Source organism: Benzoatithermus flavus, assembly GCF_037908215.1.
Lineage (GTDB): Bacteria > Pseudomonadota > Alphaproteobacteria > Geminicoccales > Geminicoccaceae > Benzoatithermus > Benzoatithermus flavus.
In genome coordinates, this window is sequence record NZ_JBBLZC010000018.1 from 74,198 (window position 1) to 98,333 (window position 24,136).

Annotated in this window: 22 protein-coding genes, 1 tRNA gene, 2 pseudogenes and 1 other annotated feature; of the genes and pseudogenes, 19 read left to right on the top strand and 6 right to left on the bottom strand. The window is 69.9% G+C overall.

The annotated features are described in order from the left end of the window. Window positions 1–39: 39 nt before the first annotated feature. From U1T56_RS16895 to U1T56_RS16905, 3 genes are read right to left on the bottom strand one after another with little or no spacing between them, the layout of a single operon-like run. Complete coding sequence (locus tag U1T56_RS16895; protein WP_418160664.1) at window positions 40–1,428, bottom strand: TRAP transporter large permease; 1,389 nt, start codon at window positions 1,426–1,428, stop codon at window positions 40–42. Window positions 1,429–1,449: 21 nt separating this feature from the next. After that, window positions 1,450–2,004, bottom strand: a complete 555-nt coding sequence (locus tag U1T56_RS16900; protein ID WP_418160665.1) for a TRAP transporter small permease subunit — start codon at window positions 2,002–2,004, stop codon at window positions 1,450–1,452. Window positions 2,005–2,014: 10 nt separating this feature from the next. Continuing rightward, on the bottom strand, window positions 2,015–2,947 hold the full coding sequence (locus tag U1T56_RS16905; RefSeq protein ID WP_418160666.1) for an SMP-30/gluconolactonase/LRE family protein: 933 nt from the start codon (window positions 2,945–2,947) through the stop codon (window positions 2,015–2,017). A gap of 184 nt (window positions 2,948–3,131) precedes the next feature. Here U1T56_RS16905 and U1T56_RS16910 point away from each other — a divergent pair, with 184 nt between their 5' ends. Together U1T56_RS16910 and U1T56_RS16915 are read left to right on the top strand one after the other, a co-directional pair. After that, a complete protein-coding gene (locus U1T56_RS16910) occupies window positions 3,132–4,568 on the top strand; it encodes an aldehyde dehydrogenase family protein (RefSeq protein WP_418160667.1) in 1,437 nt (478 codons plus the stop codon). 19 nt (window positions 4,569–4,587) lie between these two features. Continuing rightward, a complete protein-coding gene (locus tag U1T56_RS16915; protein WP_418160668.1) occupies window positions 4,588–5,067 on the top strand; it encodes a GNAT family N-acetyltransferase in 480 nt (159 codons plus the stop codon). Between the two features lie 537 nt (window positions 5,068–5,604). Here U1T56_RS16915 and U1T56_RS16920 read toward each other — a convergent pair. Then, window positions 5,605–5,681 (bottom strand) — tRNA-Pro (locus tag U1T56_RS16920). 57 nt (window positions 5,682–5,738) lie between these two features. Beyond that, a complete protein-coding gene (locus tag U1T56_RS16925; RefSeq protein ID WP_418160669.1) occupies window positions 5,739–6,758 on the bottom strand; it encodes a polyprenyl synthetase family protein in 1,020 nt (339 codons plus the stop codon). Between the two features lie 124 nt (window positions 6,759–6,882). On the opposite strand from U1T56_RS16925, the gene U1T56_RS16930 reads away from it, so the two are divergent. The 10 genes from U1T56_RS16930 (at window position 6,883) to U1T56_RS16975 (ending at window position 18,217) form a co-directional block, all read left to right on the top strand. After that, window positions 6,883–7,113, top strand: coding sequence for a putative signal transducing protein (locus U1T56_RS16930; RefSeq protein ID WP_418160670.1), 231 nt, complete (start codon window positions 6,883–6,885; stop codon window positions 7,111–7,113). Continuing rightward, window positions 7,094–7,861 carry a tRNA1(Val) (adenine(37)-N6)-methyltransferase gene (locus U1T56_RS16935; RefSeq protein ID WP_418160671.1) on the top strand — a complete coding sequence of 256 codons (768 nt, stop codon included), beginning with the start codon at window positions 7,094–7,096 and terminating at the stop codon, window positions 7,859–7,861. Before U1T56_RS16930 ends, U1T56_RS16935 begins: the two co-directional genes overlap by 20 nt. 36 nt (window positions 7,862–7,897) lie before the next feature. Then, on the top strand, window positions 7,898–8,731 hold the full coding sequence (locus tag U1T56_RS16940) for a S49 family peptidase (protein WP_418160672.1): 834 nt from the start codon (window positions 7,898–7,900) through the stop codon (window positions 8,729–8,731). 25 nt (window positions 8,732–8,756) lie between these two features. Continuing rightward, a complete protein-coding gene (locus U1T56_RS16945; protein ID WP_418160673.1) occupies window positions 8,757–9,002 on the top strand; it encodes a hypothetical protein in 246 nt (81 codons plus the stop codon). 79 nt (window positions 9,003–9,081) lie between these two features. After that, a complete protein-coding gene (locus U1T56_RS16950; protein WP_418160674.1) occupies window positions 9,082–9,963 on the top strand; it encodes a glycine--tRNA ligase subunit alpha in 882 nt (293 codons plus the stop codon). A gap of 3 nt (window positions 9,964–9,966) precedes the next feature. Then, window positions 9,967–12,060: a glycine--tRNA ligase subunit beta gene (glyS, locus tag U1T56_RS16955; protein WP_418160675.1), complete on the top strand. Its 2,094-nt coding sequence runs from the start codon at window positions 9,967–9,969 to the stop codon at window positions 12,058–12,060. A gap of 136 nt (window positions 12,061–12,196) precedes the next feature. Continuing rightward, on the top strand, window positions 12,197–14,869 hold the full coding sequence (ppdK, locus tag U1T56_RS16960) for a pyruvate, phosphate dikinase (protein ID WP_418160676.1): 2,673 nt from the start codon (window positions 12,197–12,199) through the stop codon (window positions 14,867–14,869). Then, complete coding sequence (gene meaB, locus U1T56_RS16965; protein WP_418160677.1) at window positions 14,866–15,801, top strand: methylmalonyl Co-A mutase-associated GTPase MeaB; 936 nt, start codon at window positions 14,866–14,868, stop codon at window positions 15,799–15,801. Before ppdK ends, meaB begins: the two co-directional genes overlap by 4 nt. Window positions 15,802–15,817: 16 nt before the next feature. Further along, window positions 15,818–16,276: a GNAT family N-acetyltransferase gene (locus U1T56_RS16970; protein ID WP_418160678.1), complete on the top strand. Its 459-nt coding sequence runs from the start codon at window positions 15,818–15,820 to the stop codon at window positions 16,274–16,276. Window positions 16,277–16,408: 132 nt separating this feature from the next. Then, window positions 16,409–18,217, top strand: a complete 1,809-nt coding sequence (locus tag U1T56_RS16975) for a glycoside hydrolase family 15 protein (RefSeq protein WP_418160679.1) — start codon at window positions 16,409–16,411, stop codon at window positions 18,215–18,217. 165 nt (window positions 18,218–18,382) lie between these two features. Here the strand turns inward: U1T56_RS16975 and U1T56_RS16980 are convergent, their stop codons facing one another. Continuing rightward, window positions 18,383–18,754 carry a DUF4112 domain-containing protein gene (locus U1T56_RS16980; RefSeq protein WP_418160680.1) on the bottom strand — a complete coding sequence of 124 codons (372 nt, stop codon included), beginning with the start codon at window positions 18,752–18,754 and terminating at the stop codon, window positions 18,383–18,385. A 149-nt stretch (window positions 18,755–18,903) separates the two neighbouring features. On the opposite strand from U1T56_RS16980, the gene U1T56_RS16985 reads away from it, so the two are divergent. From U1T56_RS16985 to U1T56_RS17015, 7 genes and pseudogenes are all read left to right on the top strand, one after another. Then, window positions 18,904–20,058: a DNA topoisomerase IB gene (locus U1T56_RS16985; protein WP_418160681.1), complete on the top strand. Its 1,155-nt coding sequence runs from the start codon at window positions 18,904–18,906 to the stop codon at window positions 20,056–20,058. 60 nt (window positions 20,059–20,118) lie between these two features. Further along, a complete protein-coding gene (locus U1T56_RS16990; protein ID WP_418160682.1) occupies window positions 20,119–20,973 on the top strand; it encodes an SDR family oxidoreductase in 855 nt (284 codons plus the stop codon). Window positions 20,974–21,069: 96 nt separating this feature from the next. After that, window positions 21,070–21,249, top strand: coding sequence for a hypothetical protein (locus U1T56_RS16995; RefSeq protein ID WP_418160683.1), 180 nt, complete (start codon window positions 21,070–21,072; stop codon window positions 21,247–21,249). Window positions 21,250–21,366: 117 nt separating this feature from the next. Continuing rightward, window positions 21,367–21,921 (top strand): YciE/YciF ferroxidase family protein, encoded by a 555-nt coding sequence (locus U1T56_RS17000; protein WP_418160684.1) that lies wholly within the window; start codon window positions 21,367–21,369, stop codon window positions 21,919–21,921. Between the two features lie 150 nt (window positions 21,922–22,071). After that, a complete protein-coding gene (locus tag U1T56_RS17005) occupies window positions 22,072–23,439 on the top strand; it encodes a deoxyribodipyrimidine photo-lyase (protein WP_418160685.1) in 1,368 nt (455 codons plus the stop codon). A 133-nt stretch (window positions 23,440–23,572) separates the two neighbouring features. Then, a pseudogene (locus tag U1T56_RS17010) lies at window positions 23,573–23,752 on the top strand (IS630-like element ISAli3 family transposase); the annotation flags it as partial. Then, window positions 23,724–24,105: pseudogene (locus U1T56_RS17015) on the top strand (IS3 family transposase); the annotation flags it as partial. The pseudogenes U1T56_RS17010 and U1T56_RS17015, both read left to right, overlap by 29 nt. Beyond that, window positions 23,852–23,967: a sequence feature (AL1L pseudoknot), on the top strand. It overlaps the preceding pseudogene by 116 nt. Window positions 24,106–24,136 lie beyond the last annotated feature (31 nt).

The window sequence follows — 24,136 nt, forward strand, 5'->3', positions numbered from 1 at the left end:
ATCGGCATGCCCGGTGCCGGGCTCTGCGGAGAGGCAGGCCTATCCGAATACCACCTTCGGCAGCCAGGTCGCCAGCGCCGGGAAGAGCCAGACCAGGAGCAGGGTCAGGAGTTGGAGGGCCACCGGAACGACGACGCCGCGCCAGAGGGTGCCGGTCGGGATCGCGGGCGGGGCCGCACTGCGCATGTAGAACAGAGTGGCGCCGAAGGGCGGCGTCAAGAAGCTCGTCTGCAGGTTGAGGCCGATCATCACACCGAGCCAGAGCGGATCGCAGCCCATGACGAGGAGCGGCGGGCCGAAGATCGGCACCATGACGAAGACGATCTCGAACGTGTCGAGGAAGAAGCCCAAGACGAACATCACGGCCATGAAGACGGCCATCGCACCGATGCGGCCGCCCGGCATGGCGCGCAAGCTCTCCTCGACCAGGGCCTCGCCGCCGAGGCCGCGAAAGACCAGGGAGAAGACGGAAGCACCGAGGAGGATCACGAAGATCATCGAGGTCGTGAGTGCCGTGCGCAAAGAGGCCTCGCGCACGAGACCGAGACTCAGGCGGCCGCGCAGGGCGGCGAAGAGCAGGGCCCCCGAGGCGCCGAGCGAGGCGGATTCGGTGGCGGTGGCGATGCCGGCCAGGATCGAACCGAGCACGCTCACGATCAGGAGCGAGGGGAAGACGAGAGCCACCACGACGCGGCGGCGCAGCGCCCAGCGCTCGGCGTCGGGCAGGGCCAGGGGCGGGCAGCTCGCAGGATCCACCAAAGCGTGAAAGGCCACCCAGAGCAGGAGGAGGGCGACGAGGACGAAGCCGGGGAGAAAGGCGCCGGCGAAAAGATCGCCGACCGAGACCGGCTCGGGCGCCTGGTTGCCGAGCCGGAGCTGGGCGGCCTGGTTCACGCCCTGGAGGATGTCGGCCACGAAGACGAGCACGGTCGAGGGCGGGATGATCTGGGCGAGCGTGGCCGAGGCGCAGATGATGCCGGTAGCGAGCTTGGGATCGTAGCCGGCCCGGAGCATGGTCGGCAGGCTGATCAGGCTCATGGTGACGACGACGGCACCCACCACGCCGGTGGAGGCGGCCAAGACCGCGCCCACGAGCACGACGGCGTAGCCGAGGCCGCCGCGCAGGTTTCCGAAGAGGACGCCCAGGGTCTGCAGCAGCTCCTCGGCGATCCGCGAGCGCTCGAGGACGAAGCCCATGAAGACGAAGAGCGGCACGGCGACCAGGGTCTCGCTCGTCATCACGCCGAAATAGCGTGGGGCGAGGCTCAGGAAGAAGGCAGGATCGAAATGGCCGAGAAGATAACCGATCGCGGCGAACAGGAGCGAGGTACCGGCGAGCGTGAAGGCGACCGGGAAGCCCAGCATCAAGGTGCCGCATAAGCTCGCGAAGAGGCCGAGGGCCAGGAGCTCGCCGGTGGTGTCGATCAAGAGGATGCTCCGGAAAGGGCCTCAGTCGGCGGGGGCAGGCGGGACGTGCTCGGGCGCGGGCAGAAGGTCGGCGCGGCCCAGAAGGAGCAGTGCCCTGCGGCCGATCACGGCGAGGGCCTGCAGCGCCATGAGGGCGGCGAACACGAGGAGGACGGATTTCACGAGGTAGAGGCCCGGCAGGCCGCCGGGCTGGGCCGAGGGCTCGCGGACCCGCCAGGAGAGGCGCACGAACGGCAGGCTCGACCAGGCGACGAGCCCGAGCCAGGGCAGGAGGAAGAGGAGGCAGCCCAGGATCTCGATCCAGGCCCTGGTCTTCGGGCCGAAGCGCCGGTGCAGGATCTCGATGCGGATATGGTCGTCGTTGGCGTAGGCATAGGGTGCGGTCAGCATGAAGCCGACCGCGAAGCAGACGACGTAGAGCTCTTGCAGCCAGATCCGGCCGAAACCCAGAAGATAGCGGGCCAGCGCCACGCCGGCGCAGATCAGGACGGTCGCGAGCATCAGCCAGGCGGCGCTGCGCCCGACGATGCGGGTGATGCCGTCGGCGATCCGGACGAAGGCGGCGATGGCTCGCATCGGTGCGGCTTCAGGGAAGCTGCGCGCCGTTGACGTGGGTGTAGACGGCATAGAGCGAGGTCGTGCCGCAGACGTAGAGGCGGTTGCGCTTGAGGCCGCCGAAGCAGACGTTGGCGACCACCTCGGGGACCAGGATCTTGCCGAGGAGCTGGCCGTCGGGGGTGTAGCAGTGGACGCCGTCCCCGGCGCTGGTCCAGATCCGGCCCTCGGTGTCGACGCGCAGGCCGTCGTAGAGGCCGACGTCGCAGGTGCAGAGCACGGCACCGCCCGAGAGCCGGTTGTCCTCGTCGACCTCGAACACGCGGATGTGGCGCGGGCCTTCGGGGTCGTGCGAGGCGCCGGTGTCGACGATGTAGAGCCGCCGCTCGTCGGGCGAGAAGGCGAGACCGTTGGGCTTGACGAAGTCGTCGCAGACGACGTCGAGCCGGTCGGTCTTGGGATCGAAGCGGAAGACGTGGCAGCCGCCGTACTCGAGCTCGCCGCGCCAGCCCTCGAGGTCGGAGAGGATGCCGTAAGGCGGGTCGGTGAACCAGACCGTGCCGTCGGACTTGACCACGACGTCGTTGGGCGAGTTGAGACGCTTGCCCTGCCAGCGGTCGGCGAGGACGGTGATCCTGCCGTCGAGCTCGGTGCGGGTCACGCGCCGTGCGCCGTGCTCGCAGGAGACGAGCCGGCCCTCGCGGTCGCGGGTATGACCGTTCGTGTTGTTCGAGGGCTGGCGATAGACCGAGACCGTGCCGCCGAGCCCGCTGAGGTCGGGAACGAAGCGCATGATCCGGTTGTTCGGGATGTCGCTGAAGAGGAGATAGTCGCCGTCGCGGAAATAGACCGGGCCTTCGGCCCAGGCAGCGCCGGTCCAGAGCTTCACGAGCCGCGCGTTCAGGCTCACGAGGTGGGTGAAGATCGGGTCCGCGATCAGGTATTCGCCTACGATCTCGCTCATGGCGGAAGCCTCCCTGGCTTTGGCGTGTCGTGCTGCCGAGACGCGAGGCTAGGCGGAGCGGCCGGGCGGCGGCAAGCCGGGAGATGCGCGGGGCCGGATCGCGCATCTCCCGGCTTGCCGGAAGGGGTTTCGGCATTATGGTCCGGCACGGGGCGCGTCGCGCGCGAAAGGGGAAGGGAAGGCCATGCTGCACAAGAACTTCATCGCCGGGAGCTGGGTCGAGGGCAGCTCCACGACCCGCAACATCAATCCTTCCAACACCGACGACGTGATCGGCGAGTACACCCAGGCCGACCGGGCGCAAGCCGAGCAGGCGATCGCCGCGGCCAAGGCCGCCTTCCCGGCCTGGCGGAAAAGCGGCATCCAACAGCGCGCCGAGATCCTGGACCGGATCGGCACCGAGATCCTGGCACGGAAGGAGGAGCTCGGCCGCCTGCTCTCGCGCGAGGAAGGCAAGACCCTGCCCGAGGGCATCGGCGAGGTGGCCCGTGCCGGGCAGATCTTCAAGTTCTTCGCGGGCGAGGCGCTGATGCAGGCGGGCGAGATCCTGCCGTCCGTGCGGCCGGGGATCACGGTCGAGATCACGCGCGATCCTTTGGGTGTCGTGGGCCTGATCACGCCCTGGAACTTCCCGATCGCGATCCCCGCCTGGAAGATCGCGCCGGCCCTGGCGTATGGCAACTGCGTCGTGTTCAAGCCCGCGGACCTCGTGCCGGGCTCGGCCTGGGCTTTGGCCGAGATCATCGCGCGCGCGGGCCTGCCCGAGGGTGTCTTCAACCTCGTCATGGGCCGGGGCTCGGTCGTGGGCGAGACCTTCATCCAGTCGCCGGACGTGGCGGCGATCAGCTTCACGGGCTCGGTCGATACCGGAAAGAGGATCGCGGCCGCCTGCGGGGCGGGAATGAAGAAGTTCCAGCTCGAGATGGGTGGCAAGAACCCGCTCGTGGTGCTGGACGACGCCGACCTCAAGGTGGCGGTGAACTGCGCCGTCCAGGGGGCCTACTACTCGACCGGGCAGCGCTGCACGGCGAGTTCGCGCCTGATCGTGACCCAAGGCATCCACGACCGGTTCGTGGACGCGGTCACGGCGGAGCTGAAGCAGCTCGTGGTGGACGACGCCTTGAAGCCCGGCACGCAGATCGGCCCCGTGGTCGACCAGAAGCAGCTCGACCAGGACCTCTATTATATCGGTTTGGCCAAGGACGAGGGGGCGAAGCTCGCTTGGGGCGGCGAGCGGCTGAACCGTGAGACGCCGGGTTTCTACCTGCAGCCGGCGCTGTTCACCGAGACCCGGAACGACATGCGGATCAACCGGGAGGAGGTGTTCGGGCCGGTCGCGACCGTGATCCGGGTCGAGGACTACGAGGAGGCGCTCGCCGTCGCCAACGATACCCCATTCGGCCTGACGTCGGGTATCTGCACGACCTCCCTGAAGCACGCGCAGCACTTCAAGCAGAACGTCGAGACCGGCATGACGATGGTGAACCTGCCGACGGCGGGGGTGGACTACCACGTGCCGTTCGGCGGCCGGAAGGGCAGCTCCTACGGCACGCGCGAGCAGGGGCGCTACGCGGTCGAGTTCTACACCACCGTCAAGACCAGCTACACGCTGCCCCTGTGAGCGGGAAGGAGGAGCTGCGATGACGGCAGGGCTCGTCGTGCGCCGGGCGGTCGAGGCGGATGCGCCGCTGATCGCCCAGATGATCGACGAGCTCAACCGGCACCAGGGCGAGGAGACCGGCCACGTCACGGCCGAGGCCGTGCGCCGTGACGGGTTCGGTGCGCGGCCCGAGTTCGGGGTGCTGATCGCCGAACTCGATGGAAAGCCCGCCGGCTACGCCCTGTTTCATCCGACCTGGTCGACCGAGGTCGGCGAGCGCGGCTTCTATCTCTACGATCTCTATGTGCGGGACAGCGCCCGCGGCCACGGCGTCGGGCGGGCGCTGATGCGGGCACTCGCCCGCGCCGCGAAGGAGGAGGGGCGCACCTTCCTCTGGTGGAACTCCAAGGCCTGGAACGAGGAGGCGCGGGCCTTCTACCGCACGCTCGGCGGGATCGAGGAGGAGGTTCGGGCACACGCGCTGTTCGGCGAGGCGTTCGAGCGGCTGGCGGAAGGGTGACGCGCGGCAGTCAGGGAAGGGCGCCGATCGCCCGCACCAGCGAGGGTGTCCATGCTCGGAGCATAAGGGCTCGGCTCGGGCCCTTCCAGCGCCGAGCCACCCTCCTCCTCGGGCTGTTCGCCTGTTCCACCGTGACCGGTCCCTTTGTACGCTCTCTTGGCTGTGGCAAAGGTGAACGAGCCTCGAGGAGCCTCGGCCCAAACGGAGGTTATGCCGCCAGCCTCGCGAGGTCCGGCATTGCGCGCCGGGCGGTCCTGCCGTCCCCAGCCCGCGGCATCCGGCCGGTCATCCGCTTCCTTGCCACTCCTGCACGCCCATCGCCATTGACGTTCGTAATGGTTGCATGAAAGCTTGTATATGTCATGCTATAGGTGGGGTCGACCTGGTGAAGCGCCGCGGCGACGTGCTCGCGGCCATGCAGCGCGACCCCGGCCAGAACCGGCGCCGGGGGGCGTATCGAGAAGAAGAGGGAGGGATATCACCGCCGTGGCGCTGCCCTCGTTCGAGGGCGCTCGGGATCGACGATGAAGGGGAGAATGGTCGGAGTGGCGTGATTCGAACACGCGACCCCAGCGTCCCGAACGCTGTGCTCTACCAGGCTGAGCTACACTCCGATCGCGTGGCCGTGTGTTTAGTGGGGCGAAGGACCTTCGGCAAGCCCTTATTTTCGCTCAATACGCCCGTGCTATGCAGAAATCGAGCAGATCGAGCATGGCCTGCTTCGCCCGGCTGTAGGGGAAGATGGCGAGCGCCTGACGCGCGCGCTCGCCGTATTCCTCGGCGCGTGCGATCGTGGCCTCGATGGCGCCGTGACGGGCGAGGAGTGCCTGCGCCCGCTCGAGATCCTCGGGCGTCTGGTCGAGGTTCTCGAGCGTGCGCCGCCAGAAGGCGCGCTCCTCCTCGTCGCCGCGCGCGAAGGCGAGGAGGACCGGCAGCGTGATCTTGCCCTCGCGGAAATCGTCGCCCACCGACTTGCCCAAGAGTGCCTGCTTCGCATGGTAGTCGAGCGCGTCGTCGACGAGCTGGAAGGCGATGCCGAGATTGTCGCCGTAGGCCGCGAGCGCCATCTCCTCGATCTCGGGCCGGTCGGCGACGACAGCGCCGATCTGGCAGGCCGCCTTGAACAACGCCGCGGTCTTGGCTGCGATGACCTGGAGATAGGCCGCCTCGGTCGTGGCGGTGTCGTTCGCGGTGACGAGCTGATGCACCTCGCCCTCGGCGATCACGGCCGAGGCGTTGGAGAGGATCGCCAGCACCTTGAGGCTGCCGTCGGCCACCATGAGCTGGAAGGCGCGGGAGAACAGGAAGTCGCCGACCAGCACGGGCGCCTTGTTGCCCCAAACCGCATTCGCGGTAGGATTGCCGCGCCTGAGGTCACTCTCGTCGACGACGTCGTCGTGAAGCAATGTCGCGGTGTGGATGAACTCGACGCAGGCGGCGAGCCCGATCTGGCGCGTGCCGCGATAGCCGCAGAGCCTCGCGGCGAGGAGGGTGAGGATCGGCCGTACCCGCTTGCCGCCGGCGGCGACGATGTGCCGGGCAAGCTCGGGGATGAGGCTGATCTCGCTCTGCATCATCTCCAGGATGATGCGGTTGACCTCGTGGAGCTCGCCATCCACGAGCGCTCGGATCTCCTCGAGCTTGTCGGCCGAGCTCTCCGCGGCGACGTGACGGGCGGGCAGAGCGGTCAAGCAGCGTCCTCCTCTCAACGAGCGGTACCGCCCGGTGGCGTCTTGGGTTAAGGCGTAGCTATCACGCGCTCCGGGCTAAGGCAAACCTGCGCCCGTGGCCATCCTAGCACGCAGGCACAAGGCTTTGGTCGAACTGTTTCGCAGCAACGATCCCGTCCACCTCTCCTGGGCGATGGCCATGCTCGAGGCCGAGGGCATCGATTGCCTTCTCGTCGATGCGCACATCAGCGCCATCGAGGGCAGTATCGGCGCCTTCCCGCGGCGGCTCCTCGTGCGCGCGCGGGATCTGGAGCACGCCCGACAGATTCTGGCGCGAGCCGCCGAGGCCGAGCTCGATGATCATCTGCCCGAATGACCCGGATGAAGAGAGGTACAGCGAGGACTCGCTGCTCGGCGGCCGCCTGCGCTTCCTCCAGCCGGTGCGGGGCTATCGGGTAGCCATCGACCCGGTGCTGCTCGCCGCCGCGGTTCCGGTCGGCGGCGGGCCGGAGGAGGTGCTCGATGCCGGAGCCGGCACCGGCGCCGCCGCCTTGTGCCTCGCGGCGCGTGCGCCCGCGGTCCGCGTCACCGGCCTCGAGCGTCAGCCGGAGCTGCTCTCGCTCGCGGTCCGCAACGCCGCCCTCAACGGTCTCGACGAGCGCGTGCGGTTCGTGGCGGGCGATCTCCTGGCCCCCCCGCCGGTGCTGAAAGCGCGCGGCTTCGATCAGGTCATGACCAACCCGCCGTTCCATCCGGCCGGCCGCTCGAGCATACCGCAGGAGGCGACCCGGCACGGAGCCCATCTCGCCGAGGTCGGGATCGGCACCTGGCTGCGCGCCTGCCTCGCCCGCCTGCGGTCCGGGGGGCGCTTGACGCTCGTCCACCGCGCGGATCAGCTCGACGCGATCCTCGCCGCGCTCGCCGGCCGTGCGGGCGACGTCACGATCTGCCCGCTGTGGCCCGATGCCGGGGCGCGGGCGGCGAAGCGGGTGATCGTCGTCGCCCGCAAGGGCAGTCGGGCGCCGATGCGCCTCGCGCGCGGCCTCGTTCTGCACGAGCCCGGCGGGCGGTTCACGCCCGAGGCCGACGCCATCCTGCGCGAAGGATGCGCGCTGCCGCTGTGATCCGTTTTCGTCCCTTCTCTTCGTGAGCGTTTGCCGATGACTCCTTTTCTACGTCTTGCCGCCTTTTGGCGTCGTAAGCCCGTCATCCCGGTCCTCCGGCTCTCGGGTGTCATCGGGCAGATCGGCCTCGTCGGGCGGGGGATGACGCTCGGGAGCCTCGAGCGCGCGATCGATGCCGCGTTCGCCGTGAAGCGGGCGCCGGCAGTGGCGCTTCTCGTCAACAGCCCCGGCGGCTCGCCGGTGCAGGCGGCGCAGATCGCGGGCCGGATCAGGGATCTGGCTGACGAGAAGAAGCGCCACGTCATCGCCTTCGTCGAGGACGTGGCGGCTTCGGGCGGCTACTGGCTCGCCTGCGCCGCCGACGAGATCTTCACCGACGCTTCCTCGATCGTGGGCTCGATCGGCGTGGTCAGCGCCGGCTTCGGCTTTCAGGACGCGATCCGGCGACTCGGAATCGAGCGCCGCGTGCACACGGCGGGCAAGCGCAAGGCGCTGCTCGATCCGTTCCAGCCCGAGCGGCCCGAGGATCTGGCGCTTCTGCAGGCGATCCAGCGCGACATCCACCAGCGCTTCATCGCCCAGGTCCGCGAGCGCCGCGGCGACCGGCTCAAGGGCACGGACGAGGAACTGTTCGACGGGCGGATCTGGACCGGCGCGGCGGCGCTGGAGCAGGGGCTGATCGACGGTCTCGGCGAGGCGCGGGCTACTCTGCGCGCCCGTTTCGGCAAGGAGGTGCGCCTCGTGCCGGTCAACCCGCGGCCGGGCTGGCTGTGGCGGCGGTTGCGTTTCCGCTCCGAGCCTGCGCATATGCTCGAGGAAGCGTTCGCGACGCTGGAAGCGCGTGCGCTCTGGGCGCGCTTCGGTCTCTGAACCTCCGGTAGGAGCCGTGTTCGAGTTGAGTTTCAGCAAGATTCTCCTGACGATTCTGGTGATCGTCGCGGTCTGGCGCGGTCTGCGTCTCTATCACCAGTTACAGAGCCGGCTCGCCAATACCGGCAACCGCGCGACGCCGGCGGCGAAGCCTGCGGGCCGCGCGGCGGCACAGGCGACCGATCTCGTCGAGTGCCCGCGCTGCGGCACCTTCGTGCCCAACGGCACGTTCTGCCGGAGCCGCGAGGAGTGCCGCTACCGCCGGACCTGATCCGGCCCTGGTCGCCTTGACCCTCAAGGTGCGGCTCTTTAAGTTGCGCCGCAGCAAAACCGGCCGAGAACGCGCGCTCGTGGCATCCGAACATCCTCTGAGCTTCCAGGACCTGATTCTTCGGCTCCAGAGCTACTGGGCCGAGCGGGGCTGCGTCATCCTCCAGCCTTATGACATGGAGGTGGGGGCGGGCACCTTTCATCCCGCCACCACCTTGCGGGCGCTGGGACCCGAGCCTTGGAACGCCGCCTACGTGCAGCCCTCGCGCCGACCGACCGACGGGCGCTACGGCGAGAACCCGAACCGGCTGCAGCACTACTACCAGTTCCAGGTGATCCTGAAGCCCTCGCCGCCCGATCTCCAGGAGCTCTATCTCGAGAGCCTCTATGCGCTCGGGATCGATCCGAGCTTGCACGATCTGCGCTTCGTCGAGGACGACTGGGAGAGCCCCACGCTCGGCGCCTGGGGCCTCGGCTGGGAGGTCTGGTGCGACGGAATGGAGGTCTCGCAGTTCACCTACTTCCAGCAGGTGGGCGGGATCGACTGCCGGCCGGTCTCGGGCGAGCTCACCTATGGCCTCGAGCGGCTCGCCATGTACGTGCAGGGCGTCGAGAACGTCTACGATCTCGACTTCAACGGCAAGGGGCAGACCTACGGCGAGGTGTTCCTGCAGGCCGAGCGGGAATATTCGGCGTTCAACTTCGAGGTCGCCGACACCGAGCTCCTGTTCCGGCACTTCGCCGACGCCGAGCGCCACTGCCAGCTCATTCTCGAGCGTGGCCTGGCGCTGCCGGCCTATGATCAGTGCCTGAAGGCGAGCCATCTGTTCAATCTTCTGGACGCGCGCGGTGTGATCAGCGTCACCGAGCGGCAGGCCTATATCGGCCGGGTCAGGGCGCTGGCCAAGGCGTGCGCCGAGGCCTGGCTCCGTTCCCGCGGCCATCTCGCGGGCGAGGGCTGAAATATGGCCGAGCTGCTTTTGGAGCTGTTCTCGGAAGAGATCCCGGCTCGCATGCAGGACCGGGCGCGCGAGGACCTGGCGCGCATCCTGGGCGAGCTGCTCACCGAGTCGGGCATCGCCTTCGAGCGGCCGATCCGGAGCTTCGCGACGCCGCGGCGCCTCGCCGTGGTGGTGGACGGCCTACCGCTGCAGCAGGCCGATCGGGTGATCGAGCGCAAAGGTCCGCGCGCGGACGCGCCGGAGCAGGCGAAGGCCGGCTTCCTGCGCGGGCTCGCCGGCCTCGACTACACGCTGGAAGAGCGCGAGGAGAAGAAGAGCCGCGTCGTCTTCGCGATCGTCCGCGAGCGCGGGCGGAAGGTCGGAGAGCTGCTCGCCGAGCTCGTGCCGCAGGCGGTCCAGCGCCTGCCCTGGCCCAAGTCGATGCGCTGGGGCTCCGGTGATTTCCGCTGGGTCCGCCCGCTCCATGGCATCCTGTGCCTGTTCGACGGCAAGGTCGTGCCGTTCGCGGTGGGCGGCATCGAGAGCGGCGATACGACCCGCGGCCACCGCTTCATGGCGCCCGAGCCGTTCGCGGTGCGCGACTTCGCCGACTATGTCGTGAAGCTGCGCGAGGCGAAGGTGATGCTGGACGGGGCCGAGCGTCGGGCCCTGATCGAGAAGGCCGCGCACGAGCTGGCCGCCGCCGAGGGCTATGTCGTCGAGGACGACCCGGCGCTCCTCGACGAGATCAAGGGGCTCGTCGAGTGGCCGGTGCCGCTCGAGGGCTCGATCGACGAGGCCTTCATGAGCGTACCGTCCGAGGTGCTGGTGAGCACCATGCGGGCGAACCAGAAATATCTGGCGCTCAGGACGAAGGAGGGTGCTTTGGCGCCCCGCTTCGTCGTCGTCGCCAACATGCTGGCCAGAGACGGCGGGGCCGCCATCGTCGCCGGCAACGAGCGCGTCCTGCGGGCACGCCTCTGGGATGCCCGCTTCTTCTGGGAGCAGGACCGGAAGGTCCCGCTCGAGAGCCGGCTGCCGGCCCTGGACAAGATGGTGTTCCACGCCGAGCTGGGCTCGCTCGGCCAGCGTGTCGAGCGGCTCGTGGCGCTCGCAGGCGTCCTGGTGCCGCACGTGCCGGGCGCCGACCGGCTGCTCGCCGAGCGGGCGGCGCTCCTCGCCAAGGCCGACCTCGTCACCGGCATGGTGGGCGAGTTCCCCGAGCTCCAGGGCATCATGGGCGCCCACTACGCCCGCGTGCAGAACGAACCCGAGGCGGTCGTGGCCGCGATCCGCGACCACTACGCGCCGAAGGGCCCGGAGGACCGCTGCCCGACCGCACCCGAGAGCGTCGTCGTGGCGCTCGCCGACAAGCTCGACACGCTCGTGGGCTTCTTCGGCGTCGGCATCAGGCCGACCGGCTCCAAGGATCCGTTCGCACTGCGCCGGGCAGCCTTGGGTGTCATCCGCCTCATCCTCGAGAACCGGCTGCGCCTGCCGTTGCGCGAGGCGTTCGCGGCGGCGCGCGCGGGCTACGGTGCCAGGCTCGAGACCGTGGACGGCCAAGCACTCGCGCAGGAGCTCATGGCCTTCTTCGCCGACCGGCTGAAGGTGCATCTGCGCGAGCGCGGTGTGCGGCACGACCTGATCTCGGCGGCGTTCGCCGTGGCCGAAGACGACGATCTCGTCCGCCTGCTGGCCCGCGTGGATGCGCTGCAGTCCTTCCTCGACACCGACGACGGCCGGAACCTGCTCACCGCCTACAGGCGCGCGAGCTCGATCGTCTCGATCGAGGAGAAGAAGGACGGGCGGCGCTATGTCGGCCACGCCGTCGCGGGCGCTCTCGTAGAGCCGGCCGAGGAGGCGCTCCATGCGACGCTCGAGGCGGCGCGGGCCGCGATCGACCGCTCACTGGCCGCCGAGGATTTCGCCGGTGCGATGGCAGCGCTCGCGGCCCTGCGCGGCCCGGTGGACCGCTTCTTCGACCAGGTGATGGTCAACGTCGCGGAACCCGATCTGCGGACCAATCGTTTGCTGCTGCTCGGCCAGATCCGCTCGGCGCTTGAGCGCGTGGCCGGTTTCTCCCTGATCGAGGATACCGGTCGGGCGGGCGGCTGAGGCGGACGGACCGAGCCTTTCACCGAAGGGCCCGCCTCTTGCTCCCCACGCGAGGCCGGGTACGACGAAGTGGGGACGGATCGACCGTGGGCTCTGCCGGTGGCAGAGCCCCGCCAGCGCGGATGGGTGAGGACCGATGACGAAGTGGGTCTACGGGTTCGGCGGCGGTCGCGCCGAGGGTGACGCCTCGATGAAGGCGCTCCTCGGCGGCAAGGGGGCCAATCTCGCCGAGATGAGCAATCTCGGTCTGCCGGTCCCGCCGGGCTTCACGATCAGCACCGAGGTCTGCACCTGGTTCTACGCCCACGACCGCTCCTATCCGGCGGACCTCGCGGAGCAGGTCGCGGCGGCGCTGAGCACGATCGAGCGCGAACTCGGCAGCCGCTTCGGCGATCCGTCGAGCCCGCTTCTGGTCTCGGTCCGCTCGGGCGCTCCGGTGTCCATGCCGGGCATGATGGACACGGTGCTCAATCTCGGCCTCAACGACCGGACGGTCGAGGGCCTCGCGGCCGCGAGCGGCGATGCGCGCTTCGCCTACGACAGCTATCGCCGCTTCATCCAGATGTACGGCGACGTCGTCCTGGGCGTGGATCACTATCTGTTCGAGGAGGCGCTCGAGGAGGCGAAGCAGGCGCGCGGCGTGCGCTTCGACACCGAGCTCGACGCGGCGGCGCTCGCCGAGCTGGTGCGGACCTACAAGGGGATCGTCGAGAAGGAGACCGGCAGGCCGTTCCCGCAGGACCCGAACGACCAGCTCTGGGGGGCGATCGGGGCCGTGTTCGGCTCCTGGCAGACCCAGCGCGCCGTGACCTACCGCCGGCTGCACAACATCCCGCACGACATGGGCACGGCCGTGAACGTGCAGGCGATGGTGTTCGGCAACATGGGCGACGACTGTGCCACCGGTGTGGCCTTCACCCGCAATCCCTCGACCGGCGAGAAGGCCTATTACGGCGAGTTCCTGATCAACGCCCAGGGCGAGGACGTGGTGGCCGGCATCAGGACGCCGCAGCCTCTGACCCGCGCCATGGGGGCAGCGAGCGGTGCCGCCGGCCGGGCGATGGAAGACGCGCTGCCGCAGGCCTTCGCCGAGCTCGTCGCCGTGTTCGAGCGGCTCGAGCGGCACTATCGCGAGATGCAGGACATCGAGTTCACGATCCAGCGCGGCAAGCTCTACATCCTGCAGACCCGGACCGGCAAGCGTACCGCCCCGGCGGCGCTCAAGATCGCGGTCGACATGGCGAACGAGGGGCTGATCACCAAGGAGGAGGCGGTGTTGCGGGTCGATCCGGCCTCGCTCGACCAGCTCCTCCATCCCACGCTCGACCCCAAGGCCGAGCGCCAGGTGATCGCGAAGGGCCTGCCGGCCTCGCCCGGTGCCGTCTCGGGCAAGGTCGTGTTCAGCGCCGACCACGCCGAGAGGATGGCGGCCGCGGGCGAGCCCGTGATCCTGGTTCGGATCGAGACTTCGCCCGACGACATCCACGGTATGCATGCCGCGAAGGGCATCCTGACCTCGCGCGGCGGGATGACGAGCCATGCGGCCGTGGTGGCGCGCGGCATGGGCAAGGCCTGCGTGTGCGGTGCCGGCGACATCACCATCTCCTACGCCGAGAAGGCTTTCACCGCGAAAGGGGTAAGGGTCGCCGAGGGCGACACGATCACGATCGATGGCGGGCAGGGCACGGTCATGCTGGGCAAGGTGCCGACCGTCGATCCGCAGCTCTCGGGCGACTTCGCGACCCTGATGGAGTGGGCCGACGCCTGCCGCCGGCTCAAGGTGCGCACCAACGCCGAGACGCCGCTCGACGCCAGGACGGCGATCAGGTTCGGGGCGGAAGGCATCGGCCTCTGCCGCACCGAGCACATGTTCTTCCAGCCCGAGCGGATCGTCGCCATGCAGGAGATGATCCTCTCGGACGATGCCGAAGGGCGGAAGAAGGCGCTCGCCAAGCTCCTGCCGATGCAGCGTGCCGACTTCGTCGAGCTGTTCCTGATCATGGGCGACCTGCCCGTGACCATCCGGCTCCTCGACCCGCCGCTCCACGAGTTCCTGCCGCACGACGAGGAGGAGCTCGGCATCGTGGCGAAGGAGGCCGGGGTCGACGTCAAGGTCGTGCGCCGCCGGCTCGCCGAGCTCAAGGAAGCGAACCCGATGCTGGGCCTGCGCGGCTGCCGGCTCGGCATCCTGTTCCCCGAGATCTACGAGATGCAGGCGCGCGCCATCTTCGAGGCCGCGTTCGAGGTCGAGGCCCGGAAAGGCCGGACCGTGGTGCCCGAGGTGATGATCCCGCTCGTGGGTGCGGAGCGCGAGCTGCAGATCCTGAAGGAGCGGATCGACGCCGTCGCGGCCGAGGTCGGCCGGGAGCGGGGCGGCGAGCTGAATTATCTCGTCGGCACGATGATCGAGCTGCCGCGAGCGGCGCTCCGTGCGGGCGAGATCGCGAAGCACGCCGCCTTCTTCAGCTTCGGCACCAACGATCTCACCCAGATGACGTTCGGCCTCTCGCGCGACGATTCCGGCAAGTTCCTCGAGCCTTATCTCCGCGCCGACATCTTCAAGGGCGATCCGTTCCAGACCCTCGATCAGGACGGTGTGGGCGAGCTCATCAAAATCGCGACCGAGCGCGGCCGGGCGGTCCGGCCCGACATCAAGCTCGGCATCTGCGGCGAGCACGGCGGCGATCCCGCTTCGGTGGCGTTCTGCGAACGGGTCGGGCTCGACTACGTCTCGTGCTCGCCCTACCGCGTGCCGATCGCCCGGCTCGCCGCCGCCCAGGCCGCGCTCAAGGCCAAGAAAACGCATTGAGCGCACCCCTGGCATCCTTGCGCGCGGGTGGTAAGGCCGCCCTCGCGCGCGCGCTGGCGCTGATCGAGGCGGCACCCGGCGCCGAAGCGACGCTCGAGCTCCTCGATGCCGCCTGGGGGGCGTCGCGCGCGGAGGTCATCGGCCTCACCGGGCCGCCGGGGGTCGGCAAGTCGACCCTGGTCTCGGCGCTGGTCCGCGCCTGGCGGGCCCGTGGGCGGACGGTCGGCGTCGTCGCGGTCGACCCGTCTTCGAAGCGTACGAAGGGGGCGCTTTTGGGCGACCGGACCCGGATCGACGTCGATCCTCTCGACCAGGGTGTCTTCGTCCGCTCGATGGCCGCGCGCGATCGGCTGGGCGGCCTCGCCGATCTCTGCGCTGCCGCCATGGTGCTGATGCGCTCGGTTTTCGACGTCGTTCTCGTCGAGACCGTGGGTGTCGGCCAGTCCGAGACCGAGATCGCGGAGCTGGTCGACACGGTGCTGCTCGCCGTCCAGCCCGGCTCCGGCGACAGCCTGCAGTACATGAAGGCCGGCATCGTCGAGATCCCCGACATCGCCGTCGTCACCAAGGCCGATCTCGGCGAGCTCGCGGCGCGCACGCGGCGCGACCTCGAGGGAGCGCTCAGGCTGACGCTCGGCCTCGATCCGGGCTGGCGGCCGCCCGTGCTCATGGTCGCGGCACAGGACGGGCAGGGGATCGACGCCCTTGTCGACGCCGCGAGCCGCCATGCCGCGTTCCTGGCCGGGGAGGGACGGCGCGAAGCCAAGCGGAGAGCGCAAGCGCGCCTCTGGCTCGAGCGCTGGGTGCGCGAGGAGTTCGGCCGCCGTGGAGCTGCCCGTGCTGCTGCCGTCCTGCCGGGCATCACGGCCGATCCCTCCGTGTCGCCCTTCCGCTGGCTCGCCCGCACGGCGGCGGCGCTCGAGGCAACCTGATCTCCGGAGCTGCCCGTTGTCCGAGCCCGTCATCGCCGTCGAGCCGCCACACCAGCCCGAGGTCGCCCGTCTGATCGAGGCACTGGACGATTATCTGGGCAGCCTCTATCCGGCCGAATCCAACCACCTGCTCGACCTCGACGCCCTGGCGGCGCCGGACGTCCGCTTCTTCGTGGCCCGGATCGCGGGCAGAGCCGTCGGCTGCGCGGCGCTTCGTCTGGCGGCCGACTACGGCGAGCTCAAGCGGATGTTCGTCCTGCCCGAGGCGCGCGGACGGCAGGTGGGCCGGCGGCTTCTGGCGCGCATCGAGGCGGAGCTGCTCGCCCACGGGCTCGGGATCCTCCGCCTCGAGACCGGCGGCCGCCAGCCCGAGGCGCTCGGGCTCTACCGTGCTGCGGGCTTCGCCGAGCGCGGGCCGTTCGGCGACTATCCCGACGATCCCTTGAGCATCTTCATGGAGAAGAGGCTGCGCTAGGCGCAAGCGCCGGCCGAAATCGCTGCGCGGTGATGCGACGGCGACGCTGCCGTCGTGGCTTTCCTCGAGCATCCATGCTCGGATGTCGTCTTGGCCGGCCGGAAAAGGCGGCATGCGGAGGGAAGACGAAGGATGCCTCTCAGGATCGAGGACTACGCGCTGATCGGTGACTGCGAGACGGCGGCCCTCGTCGGCCGCGACGGCTCGATCGACTGGCTGTGCTGGCCGCGCTTCGACTCCGGCGCCTGCTTCGCGGCCCTTCTCGGTCGGCCGGAGCACGGCCGCTGGCTTGTGGCGCCCGCTGACCCGGACGCCGGGGCGAGCCGCCGCTACCTTCCGGGCACGCTCGTGCTCGAGACCGAGTTCACGACCGAGGACGGCTCCGTCGCGGTCGTCGACTTCATGCCGCTCAGGAGCAGGGTCTCCGACCTGATCCGGCTCGTGATCGGGCGGCGCGGCAAGGTCGAGATGCGGACCGAGCTGATCCTGCGCTTCGATTACGGCTCGATCGTGCCCTGGGTGAGCCGGCTCGAGGACGGGGCGCTGCGCGCCGTCGCCGGCCCGGACATGACGGTGCTGCGGACGCCGGTGCCGCTTCGTGGCGAGGATCTGACCACGCGCGGCAGCTTCACCGTCGCCGAGGGCGAGCGGATTCCTTTCGTCCTGACCTGGGCGCCCTCGCACCTGCCGCCGCCCGGTGCCATCGACCCCGAGCAGGCACTCGCCGACACCGAGGAATTCTGGCGCGAATGGTCCGGGCGCTGCGCACCGGCGGGCCTCTGGACCGAAGCCGTGCGCCGGTCGCTGATCACGCTGAAGGCGCTGACCTATGCGCCCACGGGCGGGATCGTGGCGGCCCCGACCACCTCGCTGCCCGAGCAGCTCGGCGGTCCCCGCAACTGGGACTATCGCCTGTGCTGGCTGCGCGATGCCACGCTTACCCTCCTCGCCCTCATGGGAGCGGGCTACCAGGAGGAGGCCAAGGCCTTTCGCGACTGGCTGGTCCGCGCGGTGGCCGGGAGCCCGGCGCAGATCCAGATCCTCTACGGGCTCGCCGGCGAGCGCCGCCTGCCCGAGCTCGAGCTGCCGTGGCTGCCGGGCTACGAGGGCTCGAGGCCGGTGCGCATCGGCAACGCCGCCCACAACCAGCTCCAGCTCGACGTGTTCGGCGAGCTCATGGACGGGTTGCACCAAGCGCGGCGCATGGGCCTGCCCGGCACCGAAGCCGGCTGGGGGCTGGTCAGAGCGCTGTTGGCGCACCTCGAGAAGATCTGGCACGAGCCCGACGAGGGGATCTGGGAGGTGCGTGGCGGCCGCCAGCACTTCACCTATTCCAAGGCGATGGCCTGGGTCGCCTTCGATCGCGCGCTCCGTATCGCCGAGAGCTTCGGGCTCGACGGCGAGCTCGACCGCTGGCGCGCCGCCCGCACCGCCATCCACGCCGAGGTCTGCGAGCGCGGCTTCGATCCCGAGCAGGGCTCGTTCGTCCAGGCCTACGGCTCGAAGGCTTTGGATGCGAGCCTTCTCCTCCTGCCGCAGGTGGGCTTCCTGCCGCCGGACGACCCGCGCATCCGGGGCACCGTCGCCGCTATCGAGCGCAAGCTGGTCAAGGACGGCTTCGTGCTGCGCTACGACACCACCGAGACCGAGGACGGCCTGCCGCCGGGCGAGGGGGCGTTCCTCGCCTGCAGCTTCTGGCTCGCCGACGCCTACGTGCTCATGGGCCGGGTCGAGGAGGCGCGGACCCTGTTCGAGCGCCTGCTGGGTTTACGCAACGACGTCGGCCTGCTCGCCGAGGAGTACGACACCGACGCACGGCGCCTCGTCGGCAACTTCCCGCAAGCCTTCTCGCACGTGGCGCTGGTCGATACCGCCTACAACCTGAGCCGGGCGGCGAAGCCCGCCGAGCAGCGCGCCGGCCGGGAGGCGCTCCCGGCCTGAAGCCCGCCCCGCATCGCCGGGACGGGATGTCCTCCCGCGGGGGCGGTGCTCCGTTCGTGCTCGCGGCGGATCGCGCTGGGCCATGCGCCGAGCGGATGACGCCGCGCGAGCCGATCGACAACGTGTCACGGTATGGCGATGACGCAATTGGGCGCCGTGACGGGGTCAGCGCGCGGCGAGGTGCCGGCGCAGGAGCTCGACGTTGCGCCGGTTGGCCTTGAAGCCGACGTCGAAGATGTCGCCCAGCACCGGGACGGCGCCCACGGCCACGTCCACCCCGAGATTGGCGAGCATCCGGGCGATCAGGTGGGCCGGGGCGCCGTATCGCCAGGCCTCCAGCACCGGGTAGAGGGCAAGAAGGCCCGTCACGGCGTCGCCGATGCCGGGGACGATCCCGATCAGGCCGTCGAGGCCGATCCGCCAGCGCGTGCCCGGAATCCGGACGGCCTCGTCGAGGAGGAAGGCGAGGAGGTCGAGCCTGCGGAGCGTGTGCTCGATCGAAGACGCCGGGCTGCCGGCGAAGCTGCGCTGGGCCATGCCCGGTCTCCGTCGTCGTGAGCGGCAGCCGAAGGGGCTCGCTGATGACGAGCAAACCGGCCGATGCGACCGGAGGTTCCGGCCGGCCCGCGGAACCCGATCGGCCCCATATCCGTTGCGACCGCCACAGAGCCGTATGGGCGACGATCATGGAAGCCACGACCCGAGCGGGCCCGGATCGGCCGGTCGTGCCGCCGCCGGCCGCCGACGAGCCCCTGGCGGCGGCGAGCGACGTGGCCAGGGAGGAGCTGCGCGAGCTGGGCCTGCGCTACGTCTCCGACGCGATGCCCGGCATCACCCGCCGCCGTGCCGGCAGCGGCTTCGCCTACCGGCAGCCGGACGGCCGGCCGCTCAAGGACGAGGACACGCTGCGCTGGATCAGGCGGCTCGCGCTTCCCCCGGCTTGGCGGCAGGTCTGGATCTCGCCGTTCAGGGACGGCCATCTCCTCGCCACCGGCCGCGACGCCAAGGGCAGGAAGCAGTACCGCTACCATCCGCGCTGGCGCGCCATCCGCGACGAGGCCAAGTTCGACCGCATGCTGGCGTTCGGCCGGGCGCTGCCGCGCATCCGCGCCGAGGTCGAGGCCGAGATGAAGCGTCCCGGTCTCGGCAAGCGCAAGGTGGTGGCGACCGTCGTCCATCTCCTCGAGACGACATTGATCCGGGTCGGCAACGACGAGTATGCCAAGGCCAACAGGACCTTCGGCCTCACCACCATGCGCGACCGGCACTTCAAGGCCGAAGGCAGCCGGCTCCGCTTCAGCTTCCGCGGCAAGGGCGGCAAGCGGCACGTGATCACGCTGAAGAGCCGGCGGCTCGCCCAGCTCGTGCGCCGGATGCAGGAGCTGCCGGGGCAGGAGCTGTTCCAGTACGTGGACGAGGAGGGCAGGCCGCAGCCGATCGATTCCTCGGACGTCAACGCCTATCTGCGCGAGGTCGGCGGCAGCGACTTCACGGCCAAGGATTTCCGCACCTGGGCCGGCACGGTGCTGGCGGCCTGGGCGCTCAGCGAGTTCGAGGCCTTCGACAGCCAGGCCGCGGCCAAGCGCAACGTGACCCAGGCGATCGAGCGCGTCGCGAGCCGCCTCGGCAACACGCCCGCGATCTGCCGCAAGTCCTACGTCCATCCCGAGATCGTGGGTGCTTATCTCGACGGCTCCTTGATCGAGAGCCTGAGGGCCGAGATCGAGGAGGAGCTCCGCCAGGAGCTCGAAGGGCTGGTACCCGAGGAGGTGGCGGTCCTGGTCTTCCTGCAGCAGCGGCTCGCGCACAATGCAGGCAAGGCCGAGAAAGCCGCGGCCTGAGGCGAACCTCCGGCCGTGTGCCGTGTTGCTTCGCGAGACCGCCGATCGAAGGAGCGAGCCATGCCCGGCCAAGAGACCCTTCCGCCGCAAGGCCAGTCGCAGCAGCCCGGCCGCGAAGGCCCGATGCACCCCCAGCCCCGATACGAGCCGCGTTTTCCGGGCTCCGGCCGCCTCGAGGGCAAGGTGGCGATCGTGACGGGCGGCGACAGCGGCATCGGCCGCGCCGTCTCGGTCCTGTTCGCCCGCGAGGGGGCCAAGGTCGTCATCGTCTATCTCGAGGAGAACGAGGACGCGAAGGCCACGGCCGAGGCCGTGCGGCGCGAGGGCAGCGAGTGCCTGACCATGGCCGGCGATGTCGGCGACGAGAGCTTCTGCCAGAAGGTGGCGGAGGAGACCGTCCGCCGCTTCGGCCGGCTCGACGTGCTCGTCAACAACGCCGCCGAGCAGCACCCCAAGGAGAGCCTCGAGGAGATCGGCGCGGCCCAGCTCACCCGCACCTTCCAGACCAACATCTTCGGCTACTTCTTCCTGACCAAGGCGGCCATGCCGCACCTCGGGGAGGGAGGCGCCATCGTCAACACCACCTCGGTGACGGCGTATCGCGGCAGCAGCCATCTCCTCGACTACGCCTCGACCAAGGGTGCGATCGTCGCCTTCACCCGCTCGCTCGCCCAGAACCTCGCCGAGAAGAAGATCCGGGTGAACGCCGTGGCGCCAGGACCGATCTGGACGCCGCTCATCCCCTCGACCTTCCCGCCGGACAGGGTGAAGCAGTTCGGCGCCGACGTGCCCCTGAAGCGGCCGGGTCAGCCCAACGAGGTGGCGAGCTGCCATCTGTTCCTCGCCTGCGACGACAGTTCCTACATGACCGGCCAGGTGCTGCACCCGAACGGCGGCGAGATCGTGGGCGGCTGAGCAGGCGCGGAACCCGCCCACGGCCGTGCCGTTGAGATGGGCCGGCGGCGATGTCCGCCCGCCGGCTCCGTCCACCAAGAGAGGAATCGCCCGCGAATGACCTGGATGCGCAAGCTGACCCTGGCCCTCGTGCTGGCCACCGGCACCATGAGCCTTGCCGCCTGCGAGCAGGAAGGCCCGGCCGAGCGGGCCGGCAAGGCCGTCGACGATGCCGCCGGGAACGCCGGCGAGGCCATCGAGCGTGCCGGCGAGAAGATCCAGGACGAGACCCGGTAGCGAGCCCGCCCGCAGCGCGGGTGGGGAACCGGCGCGGCCGACGGCTCGTTCCGGCGCTGCAGCACCGGAGTTCGCGGACGCCGGCCGCTCACCTTCATCACCGAGAGGAGGCAATCGATGCCCGTCAAGACCGTGCAGGATCTCTTCGTCGACGAGCTGCGCGACATCTACCATGCCGAGAAGCAGATCCTGAAGGCTCTGCCGAAGATGGCGAAATCGGCGCAGCATCCCGAGCTGAGGCAGGCCTTCGAGCAGCATCTGGAGCAGACCAGAGGCCAAGTCGAGCGGCTCGAGCAGGTGTTCGACCAGCTCGACGTCGCCAAGCGCGGCAAGCGCTGCGAGGCCATGGAGGGGCTGCTCGAGGAGGCGCGCTCGACCATGGAGGAGATCGAGGACAACAGCGTCCTCGATGTCGGCATGATCATCAACGCCCAGAAGGTCGAGCACTACGAGATCGCGGGCTACGGCAGCCTCGTGGCGCTCGCGAACCAGCTCGGCCTCAAGGACGCGGCCCAGCTCCTCGAGCAGACGCTGAGCGAGGAGAAGGAGGCCGACAGGAAGCTGAACGAGGTGGCGCTCCGGGTCGCGAACCCGTCTGCCAGAGAAGGCCGGATGCGCGATCCCGACCAGGCCGGCGGCAAGAGCGGCAAGGGCGCTGCCGCCCGCACCTGATCGCCTGCGAGCGAATGCACGGGCGCCGCGGCTCCGGCCGCGGCGCCTGTTTTTCGGCGAGGCGGCCGAGCTCCCCGGCGAGCGAGAGATCCGGCTCGGGTCATGTCACGTATGAAGTGGCTGCCCGATCATGAGACGCGGGGGGGAACGATGGAGCCGGAACGGATCGCGCTTCTGAACGATGAGCCGCCGGCCGAGGGCAGGCGCTATGTCCTCTACTGGATGCAGGCCGCCCAGCGCGCCGCCTGCAACCACGCCCTCGAGCACGCGATCGCGCTGGCCGACCGCCGCCGCGAGCCGCTGCTCGTGGCCTTCGGGCTCATGGACGACTATCCCGAGGCCAATCTGCGCCACTACCGCTTCATGCTCGAAGGCCTCGCGGAGACCGCGGCGAGCCTCGCGGGCCGCGGCATCCGCTTCGTGCTCCGCAAGGGCCACCCGGCCGAGGTGGCGCTCGCGCTGGCGCAGGACGCCTCGCTCGTGGTCTGCGACCGGGGCTATACCCGCCACCAGCGCGCCTGGCGCCGGCAGGTGGCGACCGAGGCCGGCAGGCAGGTGATCGAGGTCGAGGGCGAGGTCGTGGTGCCGGTCGAGACCGCCTCCGCGAAGGCCGAGATCGCCGCCCGCACGCTCCGCCCGAAGATCCTCCGCCTGCGCGAGCATTTCCTGCAGCCGCTCGCGGAGAGCCGTCCGGCCGTGCCGAGCCTCGACCTGCCGGTCCGCGGCGACCTCGATCCCGTGGACGTGGAAGGGAACCTCGCAGCACTCGGGCTCGACCGCTCCGTGCCGCCGACATGCCGTTTCAAGGGCGGCACGGCTGAGGCCAGGGCCCGGCTCGACCGATTCCTCGCCCGCAAGCTCCGCGGCTATCGCGATGCGCGCAGCGATCCCTCGCTCCGGCAGAGCTCGGCGCTCAGCCCCTATTTCCAGTTCGGCCAGATCTCGCCCGTCGAGGTGGCGCTGCGGGTCGTGGCGGCGACCCCGGCGGCTGATCCCGACCGCGCCGCTTTCCTGGAGGAGCTGATCGTCCGCCGCGAGCTCGCCCACAACCTCGTCTGGCACCGCCCGGACGACTACGACCGCTACGAGGGCCTGCCGGCCTGGGCACGGCGCTCGCTCGACCTGCATCGGAACGACCCGCGCCCGCGCACCTACGGCATCGAGGAACTCGAGGCCGGCCGGACGCACGATCGCTACTTCAACGCCGCCGCGCGCGAGATGCGCATCACGGGCTACATGCACAACTACATGCGCATGTATTGGGGAAAAAGGATCATCGAGTTCACGCGCACGCCCGAAGAGGCCTATGCCACGGCGCTGACGCTCAACAACCGGCATTTCCTGTGCGGCCGCGGTCCCAACGCGTTCGCGAACGTGGCCTGGCTCTTCGGTCGCCACGACCGCCCCTGGATGGAACGGCCGATCTTCGGCCAGGTCCGCTACATGAACGACAGGGGACTGCAGCGGAAGTTCGACATCGAGGCTTATGTGCGCTGGACCGAGCGGCTGGAGGAATGATGCCAACGGCTCTGGATCTCGACCGCCGGGGCTCATCGCTCTTCCCCTGACGCCGTGGCTATGGCTCTCTGCCGTCTTCTCGCAAGGGGAGAGCCGATGGCAGTGGCGGTGACACGGCAGGTGCCGGGCGCGGATGATCCGTGCCGGAAGGCGGCGTGCTGCCGAGGCAGCACGCCGCATGCTCGCCTTGGCGCTGGTCGTGGCGGGCGCCTCGCGGGAGGATGCGGCCCGCTCTGCCGGAATGGACCGGCAGACGCTGCGGTCGATCGCGCCACGGGCGGCGGGTGCGCCGGGCCGAGCGCGATCAGGGGCCACGCGCCGGCCTGACCACCGACGAGCGCGAGCGCCCGAAGACGCTCGCGCGCGAGAACCGCGAGCTGCGCCGGGCCAACGAGATCCTCAGGAAGGCATCGGCGTATTTTGCGGCGGCGGCGCTCGACTGCCGCCCGAGCCATGGTCGCGTTCATCGACGCGCACCGGGGGACGTACGGGGTCGCGCCGGTCTGCAGGGTGCTGCCGATCGCCCCGTCGACCTACCACGCCCATGTCGCCCGGCGCGCCGATCCCGCCAAGGCGTCGGCACGTATGCGGCGAGACCAGATCCTCGGCGGGCACGTCCACCGGGTCCGGGGGGCGGACTTCGGCGTCCACGGCGTGCGCGAGATCTGACGGCGGGAGGGCGTCGCCCGTCGCACCG